The sequence below is a fragment of the Arthrobacter sp. 2RAF6 genome (assembly GCF_052115205.1).
In the GTDB taxonomy this organism is placed as follows: Bacteria; Actinomycetota; Actinomycetes; order Actinomycetales; family Micrococcaceae; genus Arthrobacter.
Genome location: NZ_JBFRGF010000004.1, coordinates 127,316 through 142,064, shown reverse-complemented (window position 1 = coordinate 142,064; position 14,749 = coordinate 127,316). Strand labels below are relative to the sequence as shown.

The following is a 14,749-nucleotide window of genomic DNA, read 5'->3' as shown; positions in this document are numbered from 1 at the left end:
CCGGGAGGCGGCCGCCGTCGTCGTTTACTCGTTGGCGCCTGGTCCTGTCTGCCGCGGCGGGTGTGGGCATGGTCCGCGACGGCGGGTCCTAGACTTGCAGCATGGCTGGCGAAAGCGATCTGACGACTCTCCTGACATCCATGCAGCCCGTGCTCCGGGACGGCGACTACGTGTACGCATTGTGGCCGCACGGTAAACCGCTTGAAGGCAATATCGAAGCCGCTGTCCGCGAAGCTGAAGGCCTCACCGTGGTGCTGCGCCGGGAGGAAGCCGGGCGCCTGGGACTGTCCTACGATTTCGTCGCGGCGTGGATCACCCTTCAAATCCACTCTGCGCTGGAAGCCGTGGGGCTCACCGCGGCAGTCAGTTCCGCCCTCACGGCAGCCGGTATCAGCTGCAACGTCCTGGCCGGGTTCCATCACGACCACCTTTTGGTTCCATCCGCCGAACGCGGGCACGCCATGGAAGTGCTTGGACTGCTGGGCCAAGGCGTGGTGCTTCGAACTGAGAGGCCGGCCGACCGCGAGTCCGTGCTGGCGCTCACGGCTGCCGCCTTTTCCACCAGCCCGGTCACCGGGCTGCCCGTCGAAGGAGTCCCGGCCGAAGTGACGCTGCTGCGTGAACTCTTCGACTGCGACGAGTACCTGCCGGAGTTCAGCATCGTGGCCGAGATAGCCGGTGAGATCGTAGGCCACGTCATCAGTACCCGCGGCTGGATCGGGGAGCTCCGGCTCTTGGGGCTGGGGCCGATCAGCGTCCAGCCGCACCTGCAGCGGCGCGGCATCGGATCTGCGCTCTTGCGGGAAACCGCGCGACGGGCCGACGATGCGGGCGAACCGGGCATAGCCCTGCTGGGCAGTACCGCGTACTATCCGCGCTTCGGATTTCTGCCCGCCCGAAAGTTGGGGGTGATGGCCCCCGACGCCGGGTGGGGAGACCATTTCCAGCTGGTTCCCCTCAAAGCATGGCCCGACGGCGTCAGCGGAACCTTTCGTTATGCCACGCCATTCGGAGGGCTCTAGGAGACCAAAGAGGGGAGTGCACTGGGTTACCATTGTCCGGGCGCCCCAGTAGCCCAATTGGCAGAGGCAGCGGACTTAAAATCCGCGTGTTGTGGGTTCGAGTCCCACCTGGGGCACGCACGCGGGATGCGAACCGTGCCGCCTCCCTTGTTGCGCCAGCCTGTGCCGTGACAGGAATTTAACCCCGCGTTCATGCGAAGGTCTGTCCGTGCAGGGTGGCGATCCACCGTTATTAGATCCTGACCTGCATATATGTGTTCTAGGACACATATTTGGTAGTACTCTCATGGAACATGTTCGAAGTGAAAGTGACTTCGGGCGAATGACCACGAATCAGACGCACCGCGGAGGCTATTTATGTACAGGAAGAAAGTCATTTCGGCGATTGCAGCGGCAGCCACCCTTGGCATGCTAGTGGCGGGCTGTGCGAATCAGACCGCTCCTAGCGGCACTGAAACCTCAGGTGGCGGCGGCAGGATCAATATCCCTGCAATTTCCAAAGTCGACGTTCCTGGCGGAGCTGTTTTGCCTGCAGGCGATGGCAAAGCGAATTGCCCGTCAACCACCACCCTTGCCTATGCCGGTGCCGAGACAGGACCCAACGCCCAGCTGGGTATCAACATCTTCAACGGCATCCAGCTGGCCATCAACCAGCACAACACCGCGAACCCCGGTTGCCAGGTCCAGTTCAAGAAATTCGATACTGAAGGCGATCCGAACAAGGCCACTGGCCCGGTGACGCAGATCGTGTCCGAGGCGGACATCATCGGAGTGGTGGGCTTGCCCTTCTCGGGAGAATCAAAGGCCACCGGCAACATCTTCGAGCAGAAGGGCTTGGTGCACATCACGCCCTCCGCAACCAACCCGAGCCTGACGAAGAACGGCTGGACCACTTTCTTCCGCGCCCTCGGCAATGACGCCGTCCAGGGTCCGGCGGCGGCGAAGTTCCTCACGGACAAGCTGCAGGCAAAGAAGGTCTACCTCGTCCAGGACGACTCTGACTATGGCATCGGTTTGGGAACCACAACGTCCGCGGCCCTTGGCTCCGCGATGGTGGGGTCCGACAAGGTCGTCACCGGCCAGAAGGACTTCTCGGCCGTGATTTCCAAGATCATGAACGCCAAGGCAGACACCGTCTACTACGCCGGCTACTACGCAGAAGGTGCTCCCTTCGACCAGCAGCTGGTTGGAAAGGGATTCACCGGCTCCTTCGTGGGTCCGGATGGCGTCAAGGATGACCAGTTCATCAAGCAGGCGGGCGACGCGTCGTCGAACTCGTACTTCACCTGCCCTTGCATCCCCGGCGAGCTGATCCCGAGCTTCGAGTCCGAGTACAAGAAGCTGGCCAACGCTGAGCCCGGAACCTACTCCATTGAAGGTTACGACGCAGCCACGGTCCTGCTCTCAGGTATCGACAAGGGCAAGCAGTCCCGCGCGGACCTTCTTTCGTGGGTCAAGTCCTACGATGCAGACGGCCTGTCGAAGCACTACAAGTGGGATGCAACCGGCGAACTGGCAACGCCTGATGTTTACGGCTACAAAGTTGAGAACGGCAAGATCGTTCCCATCGGCGTCATCGGAAAATAGCACCGAGCCCAGATGAATGCTGGGGGTTAGCATCCATGCCGACCCCCAGCATTTCTTTTGATTACATCAGGAAGTGCCATGATTAGTGAAGTAATTCCCAACCTGCTCCACTCGGTTCCCGTGGACGACACGTGGATCACCTTCGACGTAAACTCGTTCACCCAAAACTTCTGGAGTTCAACCTTTGACGGGTTGACCTTCGGGGCAATTTACGCGTTGGTTGCCCTCGGTTACACCCTCGTCTACGGCGTTCTCAACCTCATCAACTTTGCCCACTCCGAAGTGTTCATCACGGGCTGTTACGGAGTGTTCTTTACCCTCAGCGCCCTGAATTTCGGCCCCTCTGCTCCGAGGCTGGGTTTTTGGGCCATCGTGGGAAACCTTGTCCTCGCCCTCGTCGTCGCCATTATCGCCTCTGCGTTGATGGCAGTGATCGTGGAACGGGTGGCGTATAAACCCTTGCGACAGCGCAAGGCGCCCCGCCTGGCATTCTTGATTACCGCCATCGGTGTTTCCTTCGCCATTCAGTACACCATCTACTGGTGGCGCGGACCGAGCCCGGAGGCTGCGCTGACGATGTTCCGGCCGCTCGCAATTTTCGACGTCTTCGGGACCATCGTCGATTCGCAGCAGGTGGTTATTGTCGTCGCTGCGATTATCCTCATGATCGCCACTGATCAGTTCATTAGGCGGTCCCGTACCGGCCGAGGCATCCGTGCCGTGGCGCAGGACCCTGACACCGCAACCTTGATGGGTGTCAACAAGGAAAAGATCATCGTGACCACCTTTATCATCGGCGGGATCCTGGCCGGAGCAGCTGCCTTGTTCTACGTCATGAAAATCCCGTCCGGCGTGCAATACAACGGCGGATTCATCCTCGGCGTCAAGGCTTTCGCGGCCGCTGTCCTCGGAGGCATCGGCAATGTGCGCGGTGCTTTGCTGGGCGGCCTGCTGATCGGTTTGATTGGCAACTACGGCCAGGTGCTGCTGGGCAGCTCCCAATGGACGGACGTTGTCGCGTTCGTGGTCCTGGTGTTGGTATTGATTGTGCGACCCGAAGGTGTCTTGGGTAGCTCGCTAGGAAAGAGTAAGGCATGAGCACAACAGACGGCCCCACGCTTATTCCCGATGATGCTTCAGCACAGGAGATTGCCGACCGCGAAGCCAAGATGCGGCAGCGCAAAGGCTGGTTCCCCGGACTAAGCGACAAATGGAATGCGCTCCCGCGCCAAACCCAATGGCTGATCCTGATCGTCGTCGTGGTCATTGCGTACTTGCTTCCCATACTCAATCCGCCGCTGATCACGACGGAACCGGGCAACAATTGGCAAATTGCACTCGCGCAAATGTCCGTCTATGCCCTGGTGGCTGTGGGCTTGAACGTAGTGGTGGGCTATGCGGGCCTCCTTGACTTGGGCTACGTGGCATTCTTTGCCCTGGGTTCCTACACGGCAGCAATGTTTACCAGCCCGGATTCTCCCTATGTGCACATTCCCTACTTGTGGACGCTTCCGCTGGCGATGGCGGTCGCCATGTTCTTCGGCGTGGTCCTGGGTGTGCCTACTCTTCGCCTCCGCGGCGACTATCTGGCTATCGTCACGCTCGGCTTCGGCGAGATCGTGCGCATTCTGGCCACTATCATCCCGGCGATGAAGGGCCAGGTTGGTTTCCAGAATGTCGGCCATCCCCCGGGAACGGATTCAAGCGGCCAACCGATCTTCCTGAACTCGAGCGGAACTCCGTGGTATTGGTTGACGCTGACCATCATCATTCTGGTGCTGTTGGCCGCCGGAAACCTGGAGCGCAGCCGCGTGGGACGCGCGTGGATTGCCATCCGTGAAGATGAAGACGCCGCGGAAATCATGGGCGTCCCGACGTTCAAGTACAAGGTGTGGGCCTTCGCGATTGGTGCTTCCGTGGGCGGACTCTCGGGTGCTTTGTTCGCCGGCCAGGTGGGTTTTGTGAACAACCAGAAATTCGACATCGCCACCTCGATCCTGTTCGTTGCTGCTGTTGTCATGGGGGGCACGGGGAACAAGGTTGGTGCGATTCTTGGCGGTGCGTTGGTGGCATATATTCCGCTCCGCTTTACTGCGATTGCGGAGTTCAAGTATTTGATCTTTGGTGCAGCGCTGGTGGTCATCATGATTTTCCGCCCCGGCGGCCTCCTGCCGGCACGCCAGAGCCTCCTCGCCTACGGACGCTTGGCTTACAACAAGCTCAAGGGCGCCGTAGGCGACATCCCTGCTTCGGGCAAAGTCGTTTTGGAACCGGGAAAGGGGGCTGACAATGAGTGAAGCAATTGAACCGGACATTGATGTGGAAGCACTCAAGGAACAAGGTGTGGACCTTGAGGTCGCCGTGAAGGTGGCCCCTGAGAGGGACATTGTCACCAAGGTGGGCGAAGCCTTGGTCCAGGTCCAAAACCTGACGATTAAGTTCGGTGGCCTGACGGCCTTGGACAATGTCACTTTCGATATCAACCGAGGCGAAATCCTCGGCTTGATCGGTCCTAACGGTGCCGGTAAAACCACGTGTTTCAACGCCATGACAGGCGTGTACAAGCCGACGTCCGGAAAGGTCTTGCTGGAAGGCCAATTGCTCAACGGACTGCCGCAGCACCGGATCACCAGGCGGGGCTTGGCGAGGACCTTCCAGAACATCCGTCTTTTTGGTGAGATGACAGCGTTGGAAAACGTGGTTGTCGGCCTCGATGCACGCCACCGCACGAGTGTCGGCGGGGCACTCCTGCGTCTGCCCACCCATGTCCGGGAAGAGAAAACCGCGATTGAACGCGGCATGGCATTGCTTGAGTTCGTGGGCATCGCTGATCATGCCCATTTCTTGTCGCGGCACCTTCCTTATGGGTACCAGCGTCGCCTGGAAATCGCGCGGGCACTCGCCACAGACCCGAAGGTCCTGTGCCTGGATGAGCCTGCGGCCGGGTTCAATCCCGCGGAAAAAGAAGAACTCATGGCCCTGATCCGGACCATCCGTGACGACGGCTACACGGTCCTGCTCATTGAGCACGACATGAAGTTGGTCATGGGGGTGACTGACCGGATCGTGGTCCTGGAGTTCGGGAAAAAGATCGCGGATGACTTGCCCAAGATTATCCGCGACGACCCGAAAGTTATTTCCGCCTATCTCGGGGAGCCTGAAGATGACCTTGCTTGAGCTGAAGAACGTTTCCGTCCACTACGGCCGGATCCAAGCCATTTCGGACATGTCATTCAGCGTGGATGAGGGCGAAATCGTCTCGCTCATCGGTGCCAATGGTGCCGGCAAAACCACCACGATGAGGACCATCTCCGGATTGCTGGCTCCCTCGGCCGGCTCCATCACCTTCGCCGGCCAGGACATCACCAGGATGAAAGCGCACATCCGCGTCGTCCAAGGAATTTCGCAAGCCCCTGAGGGACGCGGAATCTTCCCTGGCATGACGGTGGAGGAGAACCTTGACATGGGTTCCTACGGCCGCAAGGACCGGACCAAGGTGGCAGACGATTTGGAGCGCGTCTTCGACCTGTTTCCACGGTTGAAGGAGCGCATCAAGCAGTTAGGCGGCACCATGAGCGGTGGCGAACAACAAATGCTCGCGATTGGCCGGGCGCTGATGTCCAATCCGAAGCTCTTGCTGCTGGATGAACCTTCCATGGGGCTCGCTCCGCAGTTCATCCGCCAGATCTTCAAGATCGTCACCGAGATCAACAATCAAGGCACCACGGTGCTTCTGGTGGAGCAAAACGCCAACCAGGCCCTCGCCCGTGCCCACCGTGCTTTTGTCCTGGAAACCGGGTCAATTACGCACAGGGGAACCGGCAAGGAACTGCTCGCCAACCCGGCGGTCAAGGAAGCGTACCTCGGCGTCGGATAGCCGAATGTGCCGGCACCCTCACAACAAACAGGGTGCCGGCATCAGCGGCGGTGGAACTTTCGGTGCGGACCAAGCGTGGGAATTGGTAGCGTGAACTATCACTTCGCACCCACAGCAAGAAGGACACCCACCATGGCACTCGGCGGCAACCCGATCTTCAACGGAAAGAATTTCCGTGGAGCCACACAGGCTCCGCCTGTTCCCAGCTACTCCCACGGCCAGAACCAGTACGGCCAGCCCGCCTGGGCGGCACAGCCGCAGATGACCAGCGATCAGCTGCAGCAGATGTACAACCAGCCCGCAGCCGGTCCGGTTGAGACCGGCCGTATGACTTTCGACGACGTCATCGTCAAGACCGCGGCCTGCCTTGCAGTGCTGTTGCTTGGCGCAGCCGTCACGTTGTTCGTGGCTCCGGGCACGGCAAGTCTCCTCATGATTGTCGGCGCGCTGGGCGGCTTCGCCCTGGCCATGGTCAACTCCTTCAAGAAGCAGCCGTCCCCGGCGCTGATCCTGACTTACGCCGGCCTTGAGGGCTTGTTCCTCGGAGGCCTGACCCGCCTCCTGGATGGCATGTTCCCGGGAGTCGGCCTGCAGGCAGTCATCGGTACCCTTGCTGTGTTCGGAGTGACGTTGGCTCTCTTCAAGAGCGGCAAGGTGCGCGCCACCCCCAAGGCAATTCGCTTCTTCATGATCGCCACGCTCGGCTACCTCGTCTTCGCTGTCATCAACATGGTCCTGGTGTGGACCGGCGCCGTCCAGTCGCCGTTCGGCCTGAGCAGCAGCGTGCACATCTTCGGCATCCCGTTGGGCGTCTTCATCGGCATCCTGGCTATCGGCCTGGCCGCGTTCTCCCTGGTCATGGACTTCACGAGCATCGAGCAGGGTGTCCGGCAGGGCGCTCCGGAGAGATACTCCTGGACGGCCGCTTTCGGCCTGACCGTCACGCTCGTGTGGCTCTACGTGGAGATCATCCGCCTGCTGGCGATCCTGCGCGGCGACGACTAACGCTGGGTGGTCTTCGAGCGGCTACGACAGCCGCTCGAAGACCACCGCCATGCCCTGTCCGCCACCGACGCACAGGGTCGCCAGTCCCAAGGTGCCATCCCGTTCGCGGAGGCCATTGAGCAAGGTGGTGGTCATTCGGGCACCTGTCATGCCAAAGGGGTGGCCAAGGGCGATGGCGCCCCCATGGACGTTGAGCTTCCCGGGATCGATGCCTAGTTCGCGGGCGCTCGCCACCACCTGGACGGCGAAGGCTTCGTTGAGCTCCACGAGGTCAATGTCTGCCATGCTTAGCCCCGCGAACGCCAGGGCCCGGCGGGACGATTCCACGGGTCCCATGCCCATGAGCTCCGGGGAAAGTGCGCTGACGCCTGTCGAGACGATGCGTGCCAGCGGTTCGAGGCCCAGCTCCCGGGCCCTGAAATCGCTCATGACCACCACGGCGGCGGCGCCATCGTTGAGCGGGCATGCATTCCCCGCGGTCACGGTCCCTTCCTTGCGGAAGACCGGCTCCAAGGCGCCGACAGCTTCAAGGGTGACGCCGGCGCGGGGTGAATCGTCGCGCTCCACCACTGTGCCGTCTTTGAGGGTGTACGGCGTGATCTCCCGGGCGTAGAAACCGGAGGCAATCGCCGCCTCAGCCCGGTTCTGGCTCTGGACCGCCCACAGATCCTGTTCCGCCCGGCTGATTCCGTGGCTCGTGGCGACGTTTTCGGCAGTCTGTCCCATCGCGATGTAGACATCCGGCATCCGTCCGCCCATGCGGGGATCCGTCCACGGGGTGTTGGACGCGGCCCGGGCCGCCGTGCGGGCACGCGCCGCTTCAAACAGGGGGTTATGCAGGCTGGTGTCCGTTTCCCCTGCGCCGACCCAGTTCTGGTAACGGGACACCGACTCGACCCCCGCCGAGACGAAGGCATGGCCTTCCCCGGAGCTGATCGCGTGGAAGGCCATCCGCAGGGTCTGCAGGCTCGAGGCGCAGAAGCGGTTGATCGTGGCCGCGGGGACAGTGTCCAGGCCTGCCAGGACGGTCACCACCCGGGCCATGTTCGAACCCGCTTCGCCACTGGGCTCGGCGCAGCCAAGGTAGAGGTCATCGAGGCCACGGCCGTCGAGTGCTCCCGGATCGAATGCCGGAATCTTTGCCAGCGCAGCAGTCACCATCGCCGCCGCGAGGTCATCGGGACGTTCGTCCTTGAGGGACCCTTTGAAGGCCCGTCCAATGGGGCTTCTGGCGGTGGAAACGATGACGGCCTCAGTCATGCCCCCAGCTTACGCCGGGGCCTGCTCGCCGAAGGCGGCGAATGCACTGCAGTCAGGCGAGGCGTTTGGCCCCGGCGGCCGGGGTCACGGTGAAGATGTCCGGCGTCGTGAAACCGGCCGCCGCGAAGGCGCGTACGACGGCGTCGCGTACCTCTTGCTCGTGGCCCACCGGGGTGAGGGCGATAGCCGAGCCGCCGAAACCGCCTCCCGTCATCCGGGCACCGATGGCGCCATGGGCACGGGAAGTTTCCACTGCGAGATCCAGTTCCGGGCACGAGATCTCGAAGTCGTCCCGCATGGACGCATGGCTCGCATCCAGGAGCCTGCCGATATGGGCGGGTCCGTCCGTGGTGAGTCGTTCCACGGTCTGCAACACGCGGTCGTTCTCCGTGACGATGTGCCGCACACGTCGGAAAGTCGTGCCGTCCAGGAGGCCGCTGGCTTCCTCCAGATCGCCGATGCCAACGTCTCGAAGGGCCGGGACCCCCAGTACCTGGGCGCCCAATTCGCAGGAAGCCCGACGCGAGGCATAGCCGCCGTCCGCATGCGAATGGGAAACCTTGGTGTCGATGACCAGCAGCACGAGCCCGGCTTCCTCGGCGTCAAAGGGGACCAGTTGTACGCTTTGGTCGCGGCAGTCCAGGAAGACCGCATGGCCCTTTGACCCGCGAAGTGACGCCGACTGGTCCATGATTCCGGTGGGGGCGCCCACGAAGTCGTTTTCGGCCTTCTGCGTTGCCAGGACCATGTCTTCGGCGCCAAGTCCCGCACCAGTCAGCTCATTGAGGGCCGAGATGACTGCGCATTCGATGGCGTGCGAGGAGGACAGTCCCGCGCCAAGGGGGACATCCGAATCCATGAGGAGATCGAAGCCCGGGACAAGGATGCCGCGCTGTTGCAAGGCCCAGGCCACACCGAGCGGATACTTCGTCCAGCCCTTGGCCGCTTCCGGAACCAACATGTCGACGTCGGCTTCGACCAGGCCCTGGCCGCCGAAAGTGGACAGCAGCCGGACGCGTGAGTCACGGCGGATCCGGACTGCAACCTTCGCGGTCTTGTCGATTGCGAAAGGCAACACGAAACCCTCGTTGTAATCGGTGTGCTCGCCGATCAGGTTCACGCGTCCCGGTGCCTGCCATACGCCGTCGGGGGCTGAACCGAAAGTGGACTCGAAAAGCCCGGACAGCTCGCTCAAGACCGGGGCGTCGGGAGTGGAGGTCATGCTGGTGCCCCTTCGGGAATAGCGCGCTGCGAATCGCTGGCGACGGCGCGCAGCCGTTCTGCCACGGATTCGGGCGTGGTGTCGTTGATGAAGGCTCCCATGGCCGCTTCGGAACCGGCAAGGTACTTGAGCTTGTCGGCGGCACGGCGCGGGGAGGTGAGTTGCAGGTGCAGGTGGCCGGACGACCTCAAGGCAGCATCGAGGGGTGCCTGGTGCCACGCGGAAATGTACGGCGTGGGAGTTGGATACAGGGAGTCCATGCGCTTGAGCAACTCAAGGTAGACGTGGGCCAGTTCGTCGCGTTCTTCGCCGCTCAAGGCTGCGAGGTCCGGAACCTGACGATGCGGGACGAGGTGCACCTCCAGCGGCCAGCGGGCGGCGAACGGCACGTAGGCACTGAAGTGCTCGCCTTCGAGCACCATGCGGCTCCCGTCCTGCCGTTCGGCCTGGAGGATCGAGGACGTCAGCGATTCCCGGCCCTTGGAGTTGTCGAAATGCCGGCGGGCAGCGGCGCCAAGGCTTGCCGCCCGCGGCGTGACGTAGGGGTAGGCATAGATCTGTCCGTGCGGGTGGTGGAGCGTTACGCCAATGTCCGCACCCCGGTTTTCGAAAGGAAACACCTGCTGGATTCCAGGGAGCGCGCTGAGCGCCTCGGTCCTGTGCGCCCAAGCCTCAATGACCGTGCGAGCCCTGGTTTCGCCAAGCTCGGCAAAAGATCCGGTGTGGCTGGGCGTGAACGAGACAACTTCGCAGCGGCCGTAGGCGGGGCCTGTAGTTCCCCAAACAGGGGTGCCTGGAATCGTCCCGACCGCCGGGCCCAATGACGGGAAGCGGTTCTCGAAAACCACGACGTCGTAGTCCGGCGCGGGAATTTCCGAAGGGTTCGCGGGAGTAGTGGGGCAGATCGGGCATTGGTCCGCGGGCGGCAGATGGGTGCGGCTTTGTCGGTGTGCGGCGACGGCAACCCATTCACCGCTGAGCGCGTCGTAGCGCAACTCGCCCGGATCGGCTCGCGGCGGCAGCTCACGGTGATCCGTCAGCGAGCCGGGGTCGCGCTCCGGTGAGCCGGCGTCGTCGAAATAGATCAGCTCCCGGCCATCGGCGAGGCGTGTGCTGGTAAGGCGAGTCATGGATTTATGGTGCCACAGAGTGCTCAAAAAGGCAAAATAACTAACAAAATTGAACATTGAGGGGTTCGAGCCAAGCAACACGCAGGATGCAGTACGGTGGTGCCATGCCTCCCACCACACCGTTTTCCGCGCCGGGCGAAGAGACCATATCCCGCCGCTTTGCCAGCGGACGCCAATTCGAGATCCGCCGCGGTGACGCACTCGCCGTCGTCACCGAGCTCGCTGCAGGCTTGCGGTTGTTCAGCCGCGGCGGCGTCCAGCTCACCGAGAGCTACGGCGACGGGCAACTACCTCCCGGCGCCACCGGAATTACCCTGGCCCCCTGGGCCAACCGCATCGAGGACGGGATCTGGTACCTCGACGGCAAGAAGCAGCAACTGGACATCACGGAGGTGTCCCGCAACAACGCGAGCCACGGGCTCCTGCGCAACTCGTCCTACGCCCTCGTGGCGGAAGACCAATTCTCCGTGACCCTCGAAGCCGTGATCTTCCCGCAGCATGGCTACCCCTTCCTGGCCCGGCACCAGGTACGTTACGAGATCGACGCCGGACTCGCGATGCGGGTCTCCCAGAGTTTCATCAACGATTCGGCGGCCCCCGCGCCCTTCGTGCTCGGGGCACACCCGTACTTGCGCTTGGGGGACGTTCCGCCGGAAGAGATGGCCCTGACTGTCCACGCCGGCACACGGCTCGTGGCCGACGAGCGGCTGATCCCGCGGAGCTCGGTGCCTGTCGACGGCGATTTTGATCTCGGCGGCGGCCGGAGTGTGGGCGGCCTGGATATCGATGTGGCGTTCACGGATCTGGAGTTCGACGGCGGCATCGCACGCCAAACGCTGTCGGCGCCGGATGGCCGCAGCGTCTCCTTGGAGCAGGACGAAAACTGCGCCTACGTCCATGTTTTCGTCACGGATACTTTTCCGGGCCGCTCGAAAGCCGTTGCGATCGAGCCCATGACCGGTCCGGCGAACGCCTTCAACTCGGGGGAGGGCCTCCGGTGGCTTGAACCAGGGGAGACCTTCACCATGAGGTGGGGAATCGTGGGCGCGCTGTAGTTGGGTTTCCTATCCGGCACTCCCTGCGGAATTATGGGGGAATGACGCCAGTGCAGGACGCCACGCCATCAAGTGACCCCGTTTCGACCGTGCCAAGGCCGGTGTCCGAGCATCACATTGCGCAGGACATCCCGTACGGAGTGCGGATCGCTGCCGCCTGGGCCTGGCGGGTGGGCCTCATATTGGTGGTGGTTGGAGCGCTTATTTGGCTGTTGGGGAAGGTCAGCTTCCTGATCATCCCGCTCATGGTCGCCTCCCTTCTTGCCGGCTTGCTCTATCCGGTCACGGGGTGGCTCCGGAAGTTCAGGATGCCGCATGGAGCGGCTGTTGCCATCACGGTGGTGGGATTCCTCGGTGTTATTGCGGGAGCCCTGGCGTTGGTGGGCCGGCAGCTCGCTGTGGGATTCGGCGAGTTGTGGCAGGAAGCGCTCACCGGCGTCCAGCAAATCCAGGTGTGGCTCGCTGACGGGCCGCTGCATCTCACGGCGGACCAGATCGACACCTACATCCAGAGCGCCGCCTCGGCCCTGCAGAACAACAGCAGCAGCATCCTCAGTGGTGCCCTGTCGTTCGGTAGTACCGCCGGACATTTCGCCGCGGGGATGGTCCTGGCCCTTTTCATCCTGATCTTCTTCCTTCTGGAAGGATCCAGGATCTGGCGGTTCATCGTCGGGCTCCTGCCCAGGACGGCACGCGCGGCGGCCGACGGCGCCGGCCGACGCGGTTGGTCGTCCATGGTCAGCTACGTGCGCATCCAGATGTTCGTGGCGTTCGTGGACGCTGTGGGGATCGGCGTCGGCGCAGCGATTATCCAGGTTCCCCTTGCCCTGCCGCTGGGTGTCCTGGTGTTCATCGGTTCATTTATCCCGGTGGTCGGTGCCCTCGTGACGGGAGCCATCGCCGTGCTCCTGGCTTTGGTGGCCAATGGTCCCGTCAACGCGCTTGTCATGCTGGCCATCGTGTTGTTCGTGCAGCAGCTCGAAAGCCATATCCTCCAGCCGCTCATCATGGGCAAAGCCGTATCGCTGCACCCTGTCGCCGTGATCTTGTCCGTCGCAGCCGGTTCCTATCTCGCCGGAATCCCGGGAGCGCTCTTTGCCGTCCCGCTCCTCGCCGTAGCAAATACGGCGGTTCGCTATATTGCCGCCCGGACGTGGGAACATGATGAAGGACTGATGACGGCGTACGCCGGCGCAGGGATTGCACTACGGGATTCCGTTGAGGACCCCAGTATCAAGGAAATCCACCGTCCCGGCGCCAACGCGGGCGCACGGTCCAACAGCGGCGAAGGTGCCGCAGGTCAGCACGCGGCTGCGGAACGGACATTCCCCAAGGATGCCGCAGAGCACACCAACAAAGGAGAATAACCCGTGAATACCCTCGATACCCTGCCCGTCACCCTGGACGATGTCCTTAAGGCGCGGGAGCTGCTCGAGGGCATTATTACCAAGACCCCCATCGAGTCCTCGCGGGCCCTGGGAGCCATGGTAGGCGGAGAGGTCTTCTTCAAATGCGAGAACCTCCAGCGGGCAGGTTCCTTCAAGGTCCGTGGTGCCTACGTGCGGATGGCGCGCCTGTCTCCTGAGGAAAAGAAGCGCGGTGTGGTCGCGGCTTCGGCAGGCAACCACGCGCAAGGCGTTGCTGTGGCGGCGAAAAGCCTGGGAATCAAGGCACGGATCTACATGCCGCTTGGCGTTGCGCTTCCGAAGCTTGCTGCGACCCGCAGCCACGGCGCCGAAGTTGTCCTGCACGGACACAACGTCGATGAGGCCCTGGCTGAAGCGCAGCGCTACGCGAACGAAACAGGCGCCGTCTTCGTCCACCCCTTCGACAACGTCGACGTCGTGGCGGGCCAGGGCACCGTCGGTCTCGAAATCCTGGATCAGGTCCCCAACGTCGACACCATCCTCATGGGAGTTGGCGGCGGCGGCCTGCTCGCCGGCGTCGCAGTGGCCGTCAAAGCAAGGGCCAGGGAACTGGGACGCGAGATCCGGATCATCGGCGTGCAGGCCGAGAACGCGGCCGCCTACCCGCCGTCGCTCGCCGCTGATGCCTTGGTGCCCCTCAAGAAGGTTTCCACCATGGCGGACGGCATCGCCGTCGGTCGCCCCGGCCAGCTGCCGTTCAGCATCATCCGCGAACTCGTGGACGACGTCGTGACCGTGAGCGAAGACTCCTTGGCCCGGGCGCTCATCTTCCTGCTGGAGCGCGCCAAGATGGTGGTCGAGCCGGCCGGTGCCGTCGGCGTCGCGGCCCTCATGGACGGCAAGATCGAAAACCCCGGAACCACGGCCGTCATCCTGTCAGGCGGCAACATCGATCCCATGCTGATGCTCAAGGTGATCCAGCGCGGCCTCTCGGCGGCGGGACGCTACATGACCGTGCGCATGATGCTGGATGACCGGCCCGGTTCCTTGGCCACCATCGCCCGCATCATCGCCGAAAACGATGCCAATGTGACCGGACTGGACCACACCCGCGTGGGCGGCGCGATCAGCATGGGCGACGTCTCCATCACCGTCAACCTGGAAACCGTCGTTAAGAGGCCTCTTAACGACAACAACTGCGAGCTACTTGGGGGAAACAACAAC

The 14,749-nt window shown here is 62.6% G+C and carries 12 protein-coding genes, 1 tRNA gene and 1 pseudogene; 11 read left to right on the top strand and 3 right to left on the bottom strand.

Annotation, left to right across the window (positions count from 1 at the left end):
- The first annotated feature begins 101 nt into the window (after positions 1-101).
- The 8 genes from AB4Z38_RS04310 (at position 102) to AB4Z38_RS04275 (ending at position 7,491) form a co-directional block, all read left to right on the top strand.
- Entirely contained in the window at positions 102-1,022 is a 921-nt protein-coding gene (locus tag AB4Z38_RS04310; RefSeq protein ID WP_441428559.1) for an N-acetyltransferase, read from the top strand.
- Positions 1,023-1,064: 42 nt separating this feature from the next.
- Positions 1,065-1,138 (top strand) — tRNA-Leu (locus AB4Z38_RS04305).
- A 241-nt stretch (positions 1,139-1,379) separates the two neighbouring features.
- Entirely contained in the window at positions 1,380-2,609 is a 1,230-nt protein-coding gene (locus AB4Z38_RS04300; RefSeq protein WP_441428558.1) for a branched-chain amino acid ABC transporter substrate-binding protein, read from the top strand.
- A 78-nt stretch (positions 2,610-2,687) separates the two neighbouring features.
- Positions 2,688-3,707: a branched-chain amino acid ABC transporter permease gene (locus tag AB4Z38_RS04295; RefSeq protein WP_234751305.1), complete on the top strand. Its 1,020-nt coding sequence runs from the start codon at positions 2,688-2,690 to the stop codon at positions 3,705-3,707.
- Positions 3,704-4,906, top strand: coding sequence for a branched-chain amino acid ABC transporter permease (locus AB4Z38_RS04290; protein ID WP_441412187.1), 1,203 nt, complete (start codon positions 3,704-3,706; stop codon positions 4,904-4,906). Before AB4Z38_RS04295 ends, AB4Z38_RS04290 begins: the two co-directional genes overlap by 4 nt.
- The gene (locus AB4Z38_RS04285) at positions 4,899-5,786 is read left to right on the top strand and encodes an ABC transporter ATP-binding protein (protein WP_441428557.1); all 888 of its coding nucleotides are present in this window, start codon (positions 4,899-4,901) and stop codon (positions 5,784-5,786) included. Before AB4Z38_RS04290 ends, AB4Z38_RS04285 begins: the two co-directional genes overlap by 8 nt.
- On the top strand, positions 5,773-6,486 hold the full coding sequence (locus AB4Z38_RS04280; protein ID WP_441428556.1) for an ABC transporter ATP-binding protein: 714 nt from the start codon (positions 5,773-5,775) through the stop codon (positions 6,484-6,486). Before AB4Z38_RS04285 ends, AB4Z38_RS04280 begins: the two co-directional genes overlap by 14 nt.
- 132 nt (positions 6,487-6,618) lie before the next feature.
- The gene (locus AB4Z38_RS04275) at positions 6,619-7,491 is read left to right on the top strand and encodes a Bax inhibitor-1/YccA family protein (protein WP_441428555.1); all 873 of its coding nucleotides are present in this window, start codon (positions 6,619-6,621) and stop codon (positions 7,489-7,491) included.
- A gap of 21 nt (positions 7,492-7,512) precedes the next feature.
- On the opposite strand, the gene AB4Z38_RS04270 is transcribed toward AB4Z38_RS04275, so the two are convergent.
- Genes AB4Z38_RS04270 through galT form a run of 3 tightly spaced genes read right to left on the bottom strand, consistent with a single transcriptional unit; the run spans position 7,513 to position 11,103 of the window.
- On the bottom strand, positions 7,513-8,751 hold the full coding sequence (locus tag AB4Z38_RS04270) for an acetyl-CoA C-acetyltransferase (protein ID WP_441428554.1): 1,239 nt from the start codon (positions 8,749-8,751) through the stop codon (positions 7,513-7,515).
- A 52-nt stretch (positions 8,752-8,803) separates the two neighbouring features.
- The gene (gene galK / locus AB4Z38_RS04265) at positions 8,804-9,973 is read right to left on the bottom strand and encodes a galactokinase (protein ID WP_441428553.1); all 1,170 of its coding nucleotides are present in this window, start codon (positions 9,971-9,973) and stop codon (positions 8,804-8,806) included.
- Positions 9,970-11,103 (bottom strand): galactose-1-phosphate uridylyltransferase, encoded by a 1,134-nt coding sequence (gene galT / locus AB4Z38_RS04260; RefSeq protein ID WP_441428552.1) that lies wholly within the window; start codon positions 11,101-11,103, stop codon positions 9,970-9,972. The genes galK and galT overlap by 4 nt, the downstream gene beginning before the upstream one ends.
- Before the next feature lie 104 nt (positions 11,104-11,207).
- Here galT and AB4Z38_RS04255 point away from each other — a divergent pair, with 104 nt between their 5' ends.
- The 3 genes and pseudogenes from AB4Z38_RS04255 to ilvA form a co-directional block, all read left to right on the top strand.
- The gene (locus AB4Z38_RS04255; RefSeq protein WP_441428551.1) at positions 11,208-12,158 is read left to right on the top strand and encodes an aldose 1-epimerase family protein; all 951 of its coding nucleotides are present in this window, start codon (positions 11,208-11,210) and stop codon (positions 12,156-12,158) included.
- A 41-nt stretch (positions 12,159-12,199) separates the two neighbouring features.
- Positions 12,200-13,525 (top strand): AI-2E family transporter, encoded by a 1,326-nt coding sequence (locus AB4Z38_RS04250; RefSeq protein ID WP_441428550.1) that lies wholly within the window; start codon positions 12,200-12,202, stop codon positions 13,523-13,525.
- A gap of 3 nt (positions 13,526-13,528) precedes the next feature.
- Positions 13,529-14,692: pseudogene (gene ilvA / locus AB4Z38_RS04245) on the top strand (threonine ammonia-lyase); the annotation flags it as partial.
- Between the last annotated feature and the right edge of the window lie 57 nt (positions 14,693-14,749).